The organism is Mesorhizobium sp. M0074, assembly GCF_040322975.1.
Classification (GTDB): Bacteria; Pseudomonadota; Alphaproteobacteria; order Rhizobiales; family Rhizobiaceae; genus Mesorhizobium.
The window spans coordinates 353,114-367,089 of the sequence record NZ_JAMYUM010000003.1 but is presented as its reverse complement, the minus strand read 5'-3'; the positions used below and the strand labels follow the sequence as shown (position 1 = coordinate 367,089).

General features: G+C 62.5%; 11 protein-coding genes. 6 read left to right on the top strand and 5 right to left on the bottom strand.

Going from position 1 to position 13,976, the window contains the following annotated elements; translation table 11 throughout:
• Window positions 1-334, bottom strand: a 334-nt coding sequence (locus NKJ73_RS06915; RefSeq protein ID WP_352568809.1) for an alcohol dehydrogenase catalytic domain-containing protein, incomplete at its 3' end; no start/stop codon positions are given.
• 213 nt (window positions 335-547) lie between these two features.
• Between NKJ73_RS06915 and NKJ73_RS06910 the strand changes: the two genes are divergently transcribed.
• Together NKJ73_RS06910 and dnaE are read left to right on the top strand one after the other, a co-directional pair.
• A complete protein-coding gene (locus NKJ73_RS06910; protein WP_352568808.1) occupies window positions 548-2,560 on the top strand; it encodes an acetyl-CoA carboxylase biotin carboxylase subunit in 2,013 nt (670 codons plus the stop codon).
• Window positions 2,561-2,997: 437 nt separating this feature from the next.
• Window positions 2,998-6,525: a DNA polymerase III subunit alpha gene (gene dnaE / locus NKJ73_RS06905; RefSeq protein ID WP_352568807.1), complete on the top strand. Its 3,528-nt coding sequence runs from the start codon at window positions 2,998-3,000 to the stop codon at window positions 6,523-6,525.
• Window positions 6,526-6,539: 14 nt separating this feature from the next.
• Here dnaE and NKJ73_RS06900 read toward each other — a convergent pair whose 3' ends face one another.
• Complete coding sequence (locus NKJ73_RS06900) at window positions 6,540-7,421, bottom strand: DMT family transporter (protein ID WP_023679994.1); 882 nt, start codon at window positions 7,419-7,421, stop codon at window positions 6,540-6,542.
• 173 nt (window positions 7,422-7,594) lie between these two features.
• Here NKJ73_RS06900 and NKJ73_RS06895 point away from each other — a divergent pair, with 173 nt between their 5' ends.
• Window positions 7,595-8,101, top strand: coding sequence for a hypothetical protein (locus tag NKJ73_RS06895; protein WP_352568806.1), 507 nt, complete (start codon window positions 7,595-7,597; stop codon window positions 8,099-8,101).
• 623 nt (window positions 8,102-8,724) lie between these two features.
• Here the strand turns inward: NKJ73_RS06895 and NKJ73_RS06890 are convergent.
• On the bottom strand, window positions 8,725-9,012 hold the full coding sequence (locus NKJ73_RS06890) for a GIY-YIG nuclease family protein (protein ID WP_352568805.1): 288 nt from the start codon (window positions 9,010-9,012) through the stop codon (window positions 8,725-8,727).
• Between the two features lie 248 nt (window positions 9,013-9,260).
• On the bottom strand, window positions 9,261-10,589 hold the full coding sequence (locus NKJ73_RS06885) for a DNA polymerase IV (protein WP_352568804.1): 1,329 nt from the start codon (window positions 10,587-10,589) through the stop codon (window positions 9,261-9,263).
• 68 nt (window positions 10,590-10,657) lie between these two features.
• On the opposite strand from NKJ73_RS06885, the gene NKJ73_RS06880 reads away from it, so the two are divergent.
• Together NKJ73_RS06880 and NKJ73_RS06875 are read left to right on the top strand one after the other, a co-directional pair.
• Window positions 10,658-11,233 (top strand): GNAT family N-acetyltransferase, encoded by a 576-nt coding sequence (locus NKJ73_RS06880; RefSeq protein WP_023679991.1) that lies wholly within the window; start codon window positions 10,658-10,660, stop codon window positions 11,231-11,233.
• A gap of 96 nt (window positions 11,234-11,329) precedes the next feature.
• Window positions 11,330-12,877: a hypothetical protein gene (locus NKJ73_RS06875; RefSeq protein ID WP_352568803.1), complete on the top strand. Its 1,548-nt coding sequence runs from the start codon at window positions 11,330-11,332 to the stop codon at window positions 12,875-12,877.
• 190 nt (window positions 12,878-13,067) lie between these two features.
• On the opposite strand, the gene NKJ73_RS06870 is transcribed toward NKJ73_RS06875, so the two are convergent.
• Entirely contained in the window at window positions 13,068-13,367 is a 300-nt protein-coding gene (locus tag NKJ73_RS06870) for a DUF3572 domain-containing protein (RefSeq protein WP_352568802.1), read from the bottom strand.
• A 172-nt stretch (window positions 13,368-13,539) separates the two neighbouring features.
• Here NKJ73_RS06870 and NKJ73_RS06865 point away from each other — a divergent pair, with 172 nt between their 5' ends.
• A complete protein-coding gene (locus NKJ73_RS06865) occupies window positions 13,540-13,956 on the top strand; it encodes a response regulator (RefSeq protein ID WP_348625950.1) in 417 nt (138 codons plus the stop codon).
• Window positions 13,957-13,976 lie beyond the last annotated feature (20 nt).

The window sequence follows — 13,976 nt, the reverse complement described above, 5'->3', positions numbered from 1 at the left end:
TGGCGCGGATGGCGGTGCACAGATTGGTCTTGCGCGACAGGCAGGACGGGCACTGCCGGCATTCCGGCGTGTAGAGCGGGATGACGTGGTCGCCCTTCTTGACCGAGGTGACGCCCTTGCCGACGTCGACGACGATGCCGGCGCCCTCATGGCCGAGGATCGCCGGAAACAGACCTTCCGGGTCGGCGCCCGACAGCGTGAACTCGTCGGTGTGGCAGATGCCGGTTGCCTTGATCTCGACCAGCACCTCGCCATCGCGAGGGCCTTCGAGGTCGACCTCCATGATCTGCAGCGGCTTTCCGGCGGCGACGGCGACAGCGGCGCGCGTTTTCATCAGGCAATCCTCCCAAGGCAGTCTGCAATCCAGGTTAGATTTAACTTACCATTCAGCTCTGCGCTATGCACGAAGCGACGTTCTGACCCCGGATTTTCGTCAGCGCCCGCCGATTTGCATGCGGGATAGGCTCCGACTTTGCCTTGACCGGCCCCCTGAAGCCCATAAAACGGGAAGCCCGTAAAAGAAGGGCAGCCGAGGGACGAGGCCTGCATGTTCACAAAGATCCTGGTCGCCAACCGTGGCGAGATCGCCTGCCGCGTGATCAAGACGGCGCGCAAGATGGGCATCGCCACCGTCGCGGTCTATTCCGACGCCGACCGCGACGCCGTGCATGTCGAAATGGCCGACGAGGCGGTGCATATCGGGCCTTCGCCGGCTGCGCAAAGTTATCTGGTCGCGGAAAAGATCATCGCCGCCTGCAAGGCGACAGGAGCAGAGGCCGTGCATCCCGGCTACGGTTTCCTGTCCGAGCGGGCATCCTTCTGCGAAGCGCTGGAGCAGGAAGGCATCGTCTTCATCGGCCCGAAGCCCAAGGCCATCAAGGCGATGGGCGACAAGATCGAATCGAAGAAGTTCGCCAACGCGGCCAAGGTGTCGACGGTACCCGGCTGGCTCGGCGTCGTCGAAAGCGCCGCCCATGCCGAAAGAATAGCCGGCGAAATCGGCTATCCCGTGATGATCAAGGCTTCGGCCGGCGGCGGCGGCAAGGGCATGCGCATCGCCTGGAGCAAGGCAGAGGTGCGCGACGGCTTCGACCGGGCGCGGTCGGAGGCCAAAAGCTCGTTCGGCGATGACCGCGTCTTCATCGAAAAATTCATCGTCGATCCGCGCCATATCGAAATCCAGGTGCTCGCCGACGCGCATGGCAACACGCTCTATCTCGGCGAGCGCGAATGCTCGATCCAGCGCCGCAATCAGAAGGTCGTGGAGGAGGCGCCGTCGCCGTTCCTCGACGCCAAGACCCGCAAAGCCATGGGCGAGCAGTCGGTGGCGCTGGCCAAGGCCGTCGACTACCAGAGCGCCGGCACGGTCGAGTTCATCGTCGACAGCGACAAAAACTTCTATTTCCTGGAAATGAACACGCGGCTGCAGGTCGAGCATCCGGTGACGGAGCTCGTCACCGGCATCGACCTGGTCGAGCAGATGATCCGCGTGGCGGCCGGCGAAAAGCTCGCCATCAAGCAGAGCGACGTCAAGCTGAACGGCTGGGCGGTGGAAAGCCGCCTCTATGCCGAAGACCCGTATCGCAACTTTCTGCCGTCGATCGGCCGGCTGACGAAATACCGGCCGCCGGAAGAGGGAAAATTCGGCGAAATCGTCATCCGCAACGATACCGGCGTCACCGAAGGCTCGGAAATCTCGATGTTCTACGACCCGATGGTCGCCAAGCTGTGCACTTGGGCGCCGACACGGCTGGCGGCGATCGACGCGATGTCGGAAGCGCTGGACAGTTTCGTCGTCGACGGCATCGAGCACAACATACCGTTCCTGGCGGCGCTGATGCAGCATCCGCGCTGGCGGGAAGGGCGGCTATCGACGGCGTTCATCGCCGAGGAATATCCCGACGGCTTCGCGCCCATTGTGCCGAACAGCGAAGAAAACGCGGTGCTGGCCGCGATCGTAACCGCGGTCGAACTGCTGCGCCGCGACCGGCTCGACCGGCTGGGCGGGCGGCTGGCGCCGCATTCGGGCGCCTTGAAACGCGATTGGGTGGTGAAGATCGGCCGGGATTATCTTTCGGTTGCCGTCGTCGAAGGCATGATTTCCATTCCGATCGAGCTCGACCTCACAATCGACGGCGGCAAACCGCTGACGGTGGCCTCCGACTGGCGGCCGGGCGATCTCATCTGGCGCGGCGCGGTCGGCGGCCGCAAGGTCGCGGCGCAAGTCAGGCCGGTGCTGAACGGGTTCCGCATCGCCTGGAAAGGCATCTCGGTGACAGCCCGCGCCATGCTGCCGCGCACCGCCGAGCTCGAAAGGCTGATGCCGGAAAAAGTGGCGCCGGATACCTCGAAGATGCTGCTTTGCCCGATGCCCGGCCTCGTCGTATCGATCGCCGTTGCCGAGGGGCAGGAGGTCAAGGCCGGCGAGACGCTTGCCGTGGTCGAGGCGATGAAGATGGAAAACGTGCTGCGCGCCGAGCGCGATCTCATCGTCTCGAAGCTCAACGCCAAGCCCGGCGACAGCCTTGCCGTCGACGCGGTGATCATGGAATTTGCGTGAGTACTGAAATCCGCCCTCGACGCCCGTCAGAAGTTGGCAGGACAGAGGGGGGCGCGAAGGAACGCGACTTTGCAATTGGTTGAGCATGCTCGCTTGAGGAGGGACAAGGCGAGGCCGTGAGGAATTCGCACTTTTTTGCCGTCACAGCGTATTTTGTTCTTGCTTTGTGCCGGCAGCTATGCTACTAATTTGGCTATGGTGTTAATTGGCTCCAATGACCCGCCCGCTGTGGCGGGTTTTGTGTTTCCGACCTGAGGTTGGCGGGACAGCGCCCTCTCTGTCCTGCCGGACATCTCCCCCACGAGGGGGGAGATTGGCAGCTTCGGCGGTTGCTCTAAACTTCCAAAGCTCCAATCACTACCGCTGGACTCGTGTTACCCGGTGCCGGACAATACATCTTCATCGACTGAGTCCTTGTGAGGCGGCGCGAAAAAACCATGGCGGATGAAAGACTTCCACGCGATCCCTTGCTGCGCGAGGCCTATGCAAAGGCGTCGCGGGCGGAGGCGGCGGCGCGTCGGTTCATTCATCTGCGCGTGCATTCGGCCTATTCGCTGCTCGAAGGTGCCTTGCAGCTCGGCAAGATCGTCGGCCATGCGGTGCAGGACGAATGCCCGGCAATCGCCGTCACCGACACCAACAATCTGTTCGGCGCGCTGGAATTCGCCCAGAAGGCGGTAAAGGACGGCATCCAGCCGATCATCGGCTGCCAGATCGACCTCGCCTTTTCCGGCGAGGCGAGCGACAGCCAGCGCGACCGCAGGCGGCAAGGACCGGAGATGCGGCCGGTCGTCCTGATCGCCGCAACCGAGGCCGGCTACGGCAATCTGGTCAGGCTGGTCAGCCGCGTCTACCTCGAGACACCGCCCGGCGAAGCGGTGCATCTGACGAGCGAGATGCTGCAGGGCCACACCGACGGATTGATCTGCCTTACGGGCGGGCCGCGCGGTCCGATCGGCACTGCCTTGAAACAGGATCGCCGCGAACTCGCCGAGACCCGGCTCTCGGCGCTCAAGAGCCTGTTCGGCGACCGGCTCTATGTCGAGCTTGAGCGGGTCTCCGGCTACGACCGCGCCATCGAGCAGTCGTCGGTCGATCTCGCCTACCGCCACGATCTGCCGCTGGTTGCCACCAACGAGGCGTTTTTCTTCTCTCGTGAAGACTATGAGGCGCATGACGCCCTGATCGCCATCGCCGAAGGTTCCGTGGTTGCGGCCGACAATCGCCGCCGCCTTTCGCCCGACCACTTCCTGAGAAGCCAGGCCGATATGGCGAGGCTGTTCGCCGACCTGCCGGAAGCAATCGACAACACCGTCGAGATCGCGCTGCGCTGCTCGTATTACCCGAAGACCCGCAATCCGATTCTGCCGCGCTTTGCCGGCCGCGATGTCGCCGACGCCGATGCTGCGGTGAAGGCTGAGGCGCAGGAGCTTGCCAGGCAGGCGCATGAAGGGCTAGAGGCGCGGCTGGCGGCGCACGGGCCGACGCCCGGCTATACCGTCGAGCAATATCGCGAAAGGCTGGATTTCGAGCTCGGCGTCATCGAGAAGATGAAATATCCGGGCTATTTCCTGATCGTTGCCGACTTCATCAAATGGGCCAAGGCACAAGGGATTCCGGTCGGCCCGGGCCGCGGTTCGGGCGCCGGCTCGCTGGTCGCCTATGCCACGACCATCACCGACATCGACCCACTGCGTTTTTCGTTGCTGTTCGAGCGCTTCCTCAATCCCGACCGCGTGTCGATGCCCGACTTCGACATCGACTTCTGCCAGGACCGGCGCGAGGAAGTCATCCGCTACGTCCAACGGAAATACGGCCGCGACCAGGTTGGCCAGATCATCACCTTCGGCACGCTGCAGGCGCGCGCGGTGCTGCGCGACGTCGGCCGCGTGCTGCAGATGCCTTACGGGCAGGTCGACAAGCTGAGCAAGATGGTGCCGTCGAACCCGGCCAATCCGGTCAAGCTCGCCGACGCCATCGCCAACGAGCCGCGCTTTGCCGAAGAGGCGGAGCGTGAGCCGATCGTGCAGACGCTGCTCGATACGGCGCAGAAACTGGAAGGTCTTTATCGGCACGCCTCGACGCACGCCGCCGGCATCGTCATCGGCGACCGGCCGCTGTCGGAGCTGGTGCCGATGTACCGCGATCCGCGCTCGGACATGCCGGTCACGCAGTTCAACATGAAATATGTCGAGCAGGCCGGGCTGGTGAAATTCGACTTCCTTGGCCTGAAGACGCTGACGGTGCTGGACAGGGCCGTCAAGCTGATCCGCCGCCGCGGCATCGAGATCGATCTTGCCCACATTCCGCTCGACGACCCCGAAACCTACGCCATGCTGTCGCGCGGCGAGGTGGTCGGCGTGTTCCAGGTGGAAAGTGCCGGCATGCGCAAGGCGCTGATCGGCATGCGGCCCGACTGTATCGAGGACATTATCGCGCTGGTCGCGCTCTACCGGCCGGGGCCGATGGAGAACATACCGACCTACAACGCCAGAAAGCACGGCGAGGAGGAGATGGCGTCGATCCACCCGAAGATCGACCATCTCGTCAAGGAGACGCAAGGCGTCATCGTCTACCAGGAACAGGTGATGCAGATCGCGCAGGAGCTCTCCGGCTATTCGCTGGGCGAAGCCGATCTGCTGCGCCGCGCCATGGGCAAGAAGATCCGCGCCGAGATGGACAAGCAGCGCGAGCGCTTTGTTTCGGGCGCGGTCGAGCGCGGCGTCGGCAAGCCGCAAGCCGACTTCATCTTCGACCTGCTGGCAAAGTTTGCCGACTACGGTTTCAACAAATCGCATGCCGCCGCCTATGCCGTCGTCTCCTACCAGACCGCCTATCTGAAGGCGCATTACCCCGTCGAATTCCTGGCGGCATCGATGACGCTCGACATGGGCAATACGGACAAGCTCGCCGATTTCCGCCAGGATGCGCTGCGCCTCGGCATCGAGGTGGTGGCGCCGTCGGTCATGACGTCGTTCCGGGATTTCGAGGTAGGCGAGAACCGCATCTTCTATTCGCTGGCCGCGCTCAAGGGCGTCGGCGACGCGGCGGTCGAGCACATCGTCGCCACGCGCGGCGAAAAACCCTTCAAGAGCCTCGCCGATTTCTGTGAAAGGGTCGATCCGAAGATCGTCGGCAAGCGCGTCTTCGAAAGCCTGATCATGGCCGGCTCGCTCGACTGCTTCGGTCATGACCGCGCGGCGATGATGGCCGGCGTCGAGCGGATGATGGGGCTGGCGTCGCTGGCGCAGCAGAATGCCGTCACCGGCCAGCATGACATCTTTGGCGCCTCGCTCGGCGCACAGTCGCAGGCGCTCAACTTGCCGGCGACCGATCCCTGGCTCGCCGCCGACCGCCTGCACCGTGAATTCCAGGTGGTCGGGTTCTATCTCTCGGCGCATCCGCTCGACGAATACAAGGCGGCGCTGCAGAAAATGCGGGTGCAGACCTGGGGCGAGTTTTCGGCCGCCGTTAAACGCGGTGCTGCCGCCGGCCGGCTCGCCGGCACGGTGACCACCAAGCAGGAGCGCAAGACGCGCACCGGCAACAAGATGGGCGTCGTGCAATTCTCCGACACGTCCGGCCAGTATGAAGCGGTGCTGTTTTCCGAGGGGCTGGCGCAATACCGCGACTTGCTCGAACCCGGCCGCTCTGTGGTGATCACCGTTTCGGCCGAGGACAGGCCTGAAGGCGTCAATCTGCGCATCCAGACCGTGCAGTCGTTGGAGGAAGAGGCAAGCCGTATCCAGAAAGCGTTGCGCATCTTCGTCAGAAATGACGCACCGGCATCGACAATCCAATCGCAGCTTGGCCAGCGTGGCGACAGTCAGGTGAGCATCATCGTCATCAAGGAAGGCGGCGAGGGCGAGGTCGAGATCGAGTTGCCCAACCGCTACCGCGTATCGCCTCAGATCGCGTCGGCGATGCGGGCGGTGCCGGGCGTGGTCGAGGTGGAACTGGTCTAAGAGTTAGCGCACGCTTATGAAGCGGCGATCTCCGCCGGTTGCGGTGCTCTCCGCTGCAGGTTGAGCAGATTTCCCATGAGGATCAGCAGGGCGCCACCGGCGGTGAAGGCGTCGATCTGCTCGTGATAGAGCAGCCATCCGATCACCGCCGACAGCGGCACGCGCAAAAAGTCCATTGGCGAGATGACCGTCGCATCGGCATAGACAAGTGCGCGGGCCATGCAGAAATGCGACGACATGCCGGTGAAGGCGATGAGCAGGATCCACGGCCAGAGCTCAAGCGGCGGGTTTTGCCATTCGTAAAGCGCCGGGACCAGGCCAAGCAGCGACTGGATGATCAGCATCCAGAAGATGATGCGCACGACGCTGTCCGTCCGCGTCAGCGACTTGACGAGGACCACCGAGACGCCGAAGCAGACCGCGGCTCCCAGCACGATTACATGTCCCGGATTGACCGCGCCGACGCCCGGACGCACGATGATCACAACGCCGATCAGCCCGAGCACGATCGCTGCGAGCCGTGGCCGGGAGAGCCTTTCGCCGAGGAAACCGACGGCCAGCAAAGCAGTCCAGATCGGCGTCGTGAATTCGATCGAGATCAGTACCGCAAGCGGGATCAGCGTCAGGGCGTAGAGCCAGGCAGCCTGGCCGGTATAGTGGACGACGTTGCGGGCGATATGAGCCAGCGGGCGTCCGGTGCGCATCGCCGCAAAACCGCCTGACATCATGACCAGCGGCAACAGGATGAAAAAGCCGATCACCGAGCGCAGCTCGAGCACCTGGAAGACGTTTAGTTCGGCCGTCGTGGCGCGGCCAGCCACCGACATCGCCAGGAACGAGGCGATCGACAGCGCCATCCAGAACGCGGCCTTGGGGATCGAGGGTGCGGGTGCCATGCGGCTATGTCGCAAGCCGGAGCGCTCATCGCAACCGCTAGCCGACGCATTCGGCTGGGCCAGCCGTGCAGCGCTTCACGCAGTGATGTTGAAGCCGGAACTCGCGACTGAGGGAAGCGTTGGTCTGTCACTGCTTGCGTTCTGTGTTTTGGATACCAACGAGGAGCGGTCCGATGAAATCATTCGCACGATTTGTACTTGCCGGCTGCCTGACGGCCGGGGCCGGCGCAGCGCATGCCGACGATCCGGATTTTCTTCGCTCATTCCAGGGGAATTTCGCCGGCAAAGGCATCGTCAAGGTGACCACCGATGCGCCGACGGTGAATGTCTCCTGTCATTTCAATTCCGACGCAACGTCGAGCTCGCTATCGCTCGACGGCAGCTGCCGCGGTCTTATCGTGGTAACGCGCGCCATCAGCGCCGATCTCAAATCGAGCGGGACGAAATACACCGGCACCTATGTCGGATCGCGCACCGGGCCGGCGCAATTGAGCGGCAGCCGCTCCGGCAACGCAATCAATCTCGGCATCCGTTGGGCGAAGGAGGTCAATGGCGATCGCAAGGCGCAAATGACGGTCGAGAAGAACGGCGAGGATGGCATGCGGCTGATCGTCGTCGATACCGATCCGAAAACCGGGAAAAGTGTGGTGACCACCCGGATCGATCTGCAGCGCACGTGATCTTCTTGTTTGATCATGATCTTTTCGCGTACGCGGACCTTCGGTTCGGGATCATGGTCTGGTTGTGAAAATCTGACGCTTAGTACCGACGCGAACGACGGCTCGGGGTGGGCAGCAGTCAGTCCCGGCACAGCGATCTTGACAGGTTGGAAGCCGATCGGCAGCCAAGATTTCATCGTTCGTTTCGTTGGACCTTCATAAACATTCGGGATCGGCCGAAACTTCCCCAACTTCGTCATCCTTGGGCGAAGCAGGAGCGAAGCGCCGTCGCGGAGACCCTGGGATCCATGCGGTAACCTTAGCCGAAGAGTGCAGCGGAGCACAATTCCGCACCACGGCAGCGCTCTGATGTCGCGGCATGGATCCAGGGGTCTGCGCCGCGTCGCTTCGCTCCTTGCTCCGCCCCAGGATGACGAAGCGATGGGCGTTTGCGCTAATCGCTAAGCCGATCGGCAGCAACCGTCGATAGTTCTGTCAGCGGCCAATTTCAGTGGCAAACCGCTAACTTCGGAGATTGGCTGAAACATCCCTCCAATTCGTCATCCCAGGGCGGAGCAAGGAGCAAAGCGACGCGGCGCAGACCCTGGGATCACGCGGCAGTGCGCCTGCGGACCAGAACCGAACTACCACCCCGTTCCGCGAAAAAGCTCGAACCACTCTGGATTGGTCTTCTCGATCAGCTCGATCTTCCACTGCCGCGGCCAGCGCTTCAGCGACTTCTCGCGCTGAATGGCGTCACGAATGTCGAAATGTTCCTCGTACCAGACCAGGCGCTGCACGCCGTAGCGGCCGGGGAAGCGCGAACCTTGGCCGGATTTGTGCTCCGGCATGCGGCGGCCGAGATCGTTGGTGACGCCGATGTAGATCGTGCCGCGCTTCTGGCTCGCGGTCATGTAGGTATAGCCGGTCATGGCTGAAGGGTAGCTGGCACAGTTGCGGATACAAGCGCCGTTCTGAGCCGCTGTATTCTTCGGCTGACGTCACGGCATGGATCCCAGGGTCTCCGCGACGTCGCTTCGCTCCTGCTCCGCCCTGGGATGACGAAGACGTGGTGGCTTATCGCTAATCGCAACCTTGGAGATTGGCAGCCCGATCGGCAGGCTCCCATCCACAGCCCTTTCAGGCTCTGTCAAAGAACCAAAACCTCTGTGCAGAGGAACTAGTCCTCGACCGGTTCGGGCGGATGGGCATCGCGGCCCTTGCCGAAGGTATAGCCGGTTTCCACCGCCCTGCGGCCGAACTTGCCGCGCAGCGTGTCGATGGCGCCTTCGGCCATGGCGCGCTTGCGTGACTGGACGTCGACCAGGTCGGGCGGGTCCGCCCGGTCATCGTCGGAGAGATCGCTGACGCCAATGCCGAGCAGCCGGTATTTCGTGCCATCCGCTTCCTTGCGCAGCAGCTCGAGCCCGGTCTGAAAGATGCGGTCGGCCAGCCGGGTCGGATCGCCGAGCTGGCGATTGCGCGTGCGGATCTTGAAATCCTGGGTCTTCAGCTTGAGGACGACGGTGCGTCCGGCAATGCCGGATTTCTTCAGCCGGGCCGAGACTTTTTCCGACAGCGCCCTCAGCACCGAAACCAGTTCGTCGACGGAGGCGATGTCGGTATCGAAAGTGGTTTCTGCCGACACACTTTTCGCGTCCTGGTCGGGAACGACGCGACGGTCGTCCTCGCCGCGCGAAAGCCGGTAGAGCCGGTCGCCCATGACGCCGTAGCGGCGCATCAGATCGCCACGTTCCATGCGCTGCAACTGGCCGATGGTGCGGATGCCGTCGCGCTCGAGCGTGGCGGCAAAGGCCTTGCCGACCCCCCAGATCAGCGTCACCGGCTGCTCGGCCAGGAAGCCGATAGCCTCGGCCTCGCCGATCACCGAAAAGCCGCGCGGCTTGCGGAAGTCCGACGCCACCTTGGCCAGGAACTTGCAGTAGGAAAGGCCGGCCGAAACGGTGATGCCGATCTCCTTTTCCACGCCGAGTGCGAAGCGCGCCAGCACCACCGCAGGCGGCAGGCCATGCAGGCGCTCGGTGCCGGCGAGGTCGAGAAAGGCCTCGTCGATCGAGAGCGGCTCGACCAGCGGCGTCAGCGCCTGCATCATGGCGCGCACCTCGCGGCCGACGCGCACGTATTTTTCCATGTCCGGCGGCAGGACCACCGCTTCCGGGCAGGCTTCGAGCGCCTTGAACATCGGCATTGCCGAGCGCACGCCGTGGATGCGGGCAATGTAGCATGCGGTGGAGACGACGCCGCGCTTGCCGCCGCCGATGATCAATGGCCGGTCCTTCAACGCCGGGTTGTCGCGCTTTTCGACCGCCGCGTAGAACGCGTCGCAATCGATATGGGCAAGGCGCAGCCGGTAGAGCTCCGGATGGCGGGCGAGCCGTGGACTGCCGCAGCGCTCGCAACGGCCTGCCTCGCTGCGCTGAAAACTCAGGCAGTCGCGGCAAAAACCGTGTTCGGGATTGTTGACAGGGGCCGCCATCGCTGCGAACATAAAGAGAACAAATGCAATGGTACGTCAGGACGGACGCCACGACAAGGCGGTGGGCCGGGAGAGAGCTCATGAATACGACCATAGCGCCGCTAGTGCCCGAGCTTTGGGCGGATTTCGAAGATCTTTTCGGTAGGCAAGGCGCCTGCTACGGCTGCTGGTGCACACATTTCCGGCTGTCGCCCGCAGCGCGCCGCGCGAGCAACCGGGAGCGCAACAAGGACCACATCAAGGCGCGGATCGAGGCCGGGCCGCCGCCCGGCCTGTTGGCCTTCGAGGGTGGCCAGGCGGTCGGCTGGATGCAGATCGGCCCGCGTGCCGACGTGCCCGAATGGAACAACCAGGGCAGGGGGTCGGCGCCGATCGACCCCGCCGACGCCAGCGATCCGGGCGTCTGGGCGATCTCCTGCTTCTTCATCCGCACCAAAGCACGCGGCAAGGGCCTGTCGCACCGCCTGGTCCAAGGCGGCATCGAGTTCGCCCGCCAGAACGGAGCGCGGCTGATCGAAGCCTGCCCGATCGATCTATCGAAGGATTCGCGCTCGATCGGGCTGTTCGTCGGCTCGTCGCGGGTCTTCGAAAAGGCCGGGTTCCAGCGGTTGGTCGAACGTAAGCCAGGCCGACCGCTGATGCGGCTGGTGCTGTAACAGCTCCGCAACACATAGGCCTTCTCTTGCGGCTGCGATGGTATTTGCCTACCAGTGATAGAACGGCTTGAGGGCCGCGATTAAGTGAGGATCGAGATGAAGCGCGTTTTGCCACTTGTTTTACTTCTTGCCTGCAGCGCACCGGCCTTCGGCCAAGCGGTCGACAGGCAAGGCGCGAAGCAGCTTTCCGACGATCTGGCGCACTACATCGGCAAGAAGCTGTTCGATATCGGGTTCGTGAAAATTTCAGTCGACGGCGATGCCTACAAGCTCGCTTTCGACTTCAAGCCAGTCACGGATTTGATGGCAAAGCAGCAAGCCTTCAAGTTCGACGTCACGCCTTACTTCATCTTGGTCAAGCCACGCCAAGATGGACACTGGGACGTTTCGGCGGACGTGTCCCCGAAGGGGTCTATCGATTTCGTTGGCCCTGAGGGGGCGCAGCACATCGACTTCTCCGTGTCGGACAACAAGTTCACCGGAGTTTATGACCCCGACCTGGCCGCTTTCGCGAGCGCAACCGGTTCGATGGCTGGCATGACGATGACCACCCGAGAGCCCAAGCAGCAGGCGGATGTCACGGTCGGTGCTGGCACTGCCGTAATAGTTTCGACCAAATCCGCAAATGGCGGCATCGATTTCACGGTGATGGAAAAAATAACGAACTTCGCCGAAACGATCAAAGTCAACGATCCCAAAAGTGGGTTGAGTTTTCCGGCTGCTGTAAAAGCGCCTGAACTTTCCGTGGATGCGTCCGGCAAGGGTTTGCGGACAAAGCCGCTGCTCGACCTGCTTGCTTTCATCGTGGCGACTGATGATGCAGCCAAATTCAAGGCGGATGAGGCGGAGTTCAAATCGCTTCTGACGGCAGCACTGCCATTGTGGGAGCGGATCGACGGCACCTACGGCTTCAAGGACTTTGTGGTGGAGAGCCCGGTAGGCAAGTTCGGTGCGACGCAACTGAATACCGCCGTCGGCATGGACGGCATCGCCAAGGACGGCAAGATCAACTACGCGTTCAAGGTTTCCGGCCTGACAATACCACAGCAGGTGCTGCCCAGCTGGAGCGTTGCGTTGCTGCCGACGGATATCGACCTCAACTTCGGCGGCACCAACATCGATCTGGACAGCATGGCGAAGAAAACCATCGAAACCCTTGATTTCAGCAAGGATCCACCGCTGCCGGCAGATTTCGGCAACCAGATCTTCGCCGATTTCCTGGCCAAGACGCCAAAGGCCATTCTCGGACACAGCACGATCAAGAACGGCAACATCGAGATTGCGATGGAAGGTGAAATGACGTTCCCCGGCAAGAAGCCCGAGGCGAGCATGACCATCGATGTCGCGGGCTATGACAAGATTGTGGAGGCTCTGCAGACGGCGGCCAAGACCGAGCCGGAAGCGGCGCAGTATTTCCCCTTCGCACTCGCCGTCAAAGGATTTGGCAAGGCGCTGCCGGATGGTCGACTGGAATGGGTCGTCAACGCTAAGGCAGACGGTTCGGTCACGGTCAACGGCGCCATGCTGAAGCCGGCCGATGCCGTTCAGGACAACCCCGTCATGGACCCAAGCGAGGCTACCGTTCCGGATCATGGCTCGGGCGAGAATGACAATGGCGGGGCAGGGGCGAAGTTGAAACCCTAAGCGCCGAGCTTGGAGCGGTTCATCGTTTCCCGGAAACGCCGAACCGCTCCATGTCTTTGTTTTTGCACAATCCGGACGGAAAACCGTTTCACACTTTTCCTGGAATTGCTCTAGAAGCGGCTGGCGTTAACGCCCGAGTGCGCTCACGATTTTCGCCGCCGCGATCTGCCCGCAGTCTCGGGATCGCCGCTTATATCGAATGCTCATGATTGTCGTCGCCGAGCGGCAGCGCCCGCAATGCCTTGCCGACTGCGGCGGGCGGCGTTCCGGTCTCCTCGGAAAAACGCATCAACGTCGGCTCGTGGGCAAGGATGAACTGCAGCACGCCGGCCAGGAATCCCGGCTCGCCCGCCGCCCGGCGGATGGAATGGGCTTCGATGCCGGTGATCGCCAGGAAGCGGGGCAGAAGTTCCGAATCGGCGGCGACGAAGCCCAACGCCTTTACGGCAACCGTTTCCGCTTCCTCGCGCATTGACGCTGCGTTTGCCATCGCTACCTTCCTTCATGGGCGGAATCGTTCTGTTTTCGCAGTAGTGGCAAGTGTCGCCGGCAGCAAGCTCGCCGACCTGGAATCCGAACGCTTTTAGGGCGACCGGTTTCCGTTTCGTCAATCATATTGCCGTATAGTGGGAACAGGTTTGGTGCGTGCCGACAAGGGGCGCATGACGGCACCCTTCGAGTGGAAGGCCAGCCGGGACGGGAAATCGATGCCAAAGAAGGTTATGATCGTCGAAGACAACGAGCTCAACATGAAGCTCTTTCGCGACCTCATCGAAGCGAGCGGCTACGAGACGGTGCGCACACGCAACGGCCTGGAAGCGCTGGATCTGGCGCGGCAGCACAGGCCGGACCTCATCCTGATGGACATCCAGCTGCCGGAAGTGTCGGGCCTCGAGGTCACCAAATGGCTGAAGGAGGACGATGATCTCCACGTCATCCCGGTCATCGCCGTCACCGCCTTCGCGATGAAGGGGGACGAGGAGCGCATTCGCCAGGGCGGCTGCGAGGCATATATCTCCAAGCCGATCTCGGTGCCGCGTTTCATCGAAACCATCAAATCCTACCTGGGCGATGCCTGATGTATCTTTCCAGCCGAGCC

What these genes read in the sequence shown, in the direction of transcription:
- NKJ73_RS06870 (WP_352568802.1), bottom strand. Translation starts at nt 13,367, where the DNA reads ATGGCAAACGCAGCGTCAATGCGCGAGGAAGCGGAAACGGTTGCCGTA.
- NKJ73_RS06885 (WP_352568804.1), bottom strand. Translation starts at nt 10,589, where the DNA reads ATGTTCGCAGCGATGGCGGCCCCTGTCAACAATCCCGAACACGGTTTT.
- NKJ73_RS06910 (WP_352568808.1), top strand. Translation starts at nt 548, where the DNA reads ATGTTCACAAAGATCCTGGTCGCCAACCGTGGCGAGATCGCCTGCCGC.
- NKJ73_RS06880 (WP_023679991.1), top strand. Translation starts at nt 10,658, where the DNA reads ATGAATACGACCATAGCGCCGCTAGTGCCCGAGCTTTGGGCGGATTTC.
- NKJ73_RS06890 (WP_352568805.1), bottom strand. Translation starts at nt 9,012, where the DNA reads ATGACCGGCTATACCTACATGACCGCGAGCCAGAAGCGCGGCACGATC.
- dnaE (WP_352568807.1), top strand. Translation starts at nt 2,998, where the DNA reads ATGGCGGATGAAAGACTTCCACGCGATCCCTTGCTGCGCGAGGCCTAT.
- NKJ73_RS06865 (WP_348625950.1), top strand. Translation starts at nt 13,540, where the DNA reads ATGACGGCACCCTTCGAGTGGAAGGCCAGCCGGGACGGGAAATCGATG.
- NKJ73_RS06875 (WP_352568803.1), top strand. Translation starts at nt 11,330, where the DNA reads ATGAAGCGCGTTTTGCCACTTGTTTTACTTCTTGCCTGCAGCGCACCG.
- NKJ73_RS06900 (WP_023679994.1), bottom strand. Translation starts at nt 7,421, where the DNA reads ATGGCACCCGCACCCTCGATCCCCAAGGCCGCGTTCTGGATGGCGCTG.
- NKJ73_RS06895 (WP_352568806.1), top strand. Translation starts at nt 7,595, where the DNA reads ATGAAATCATTCGCACGATTTGTACTTGCCGGCTGCCTGACGGCCGGG.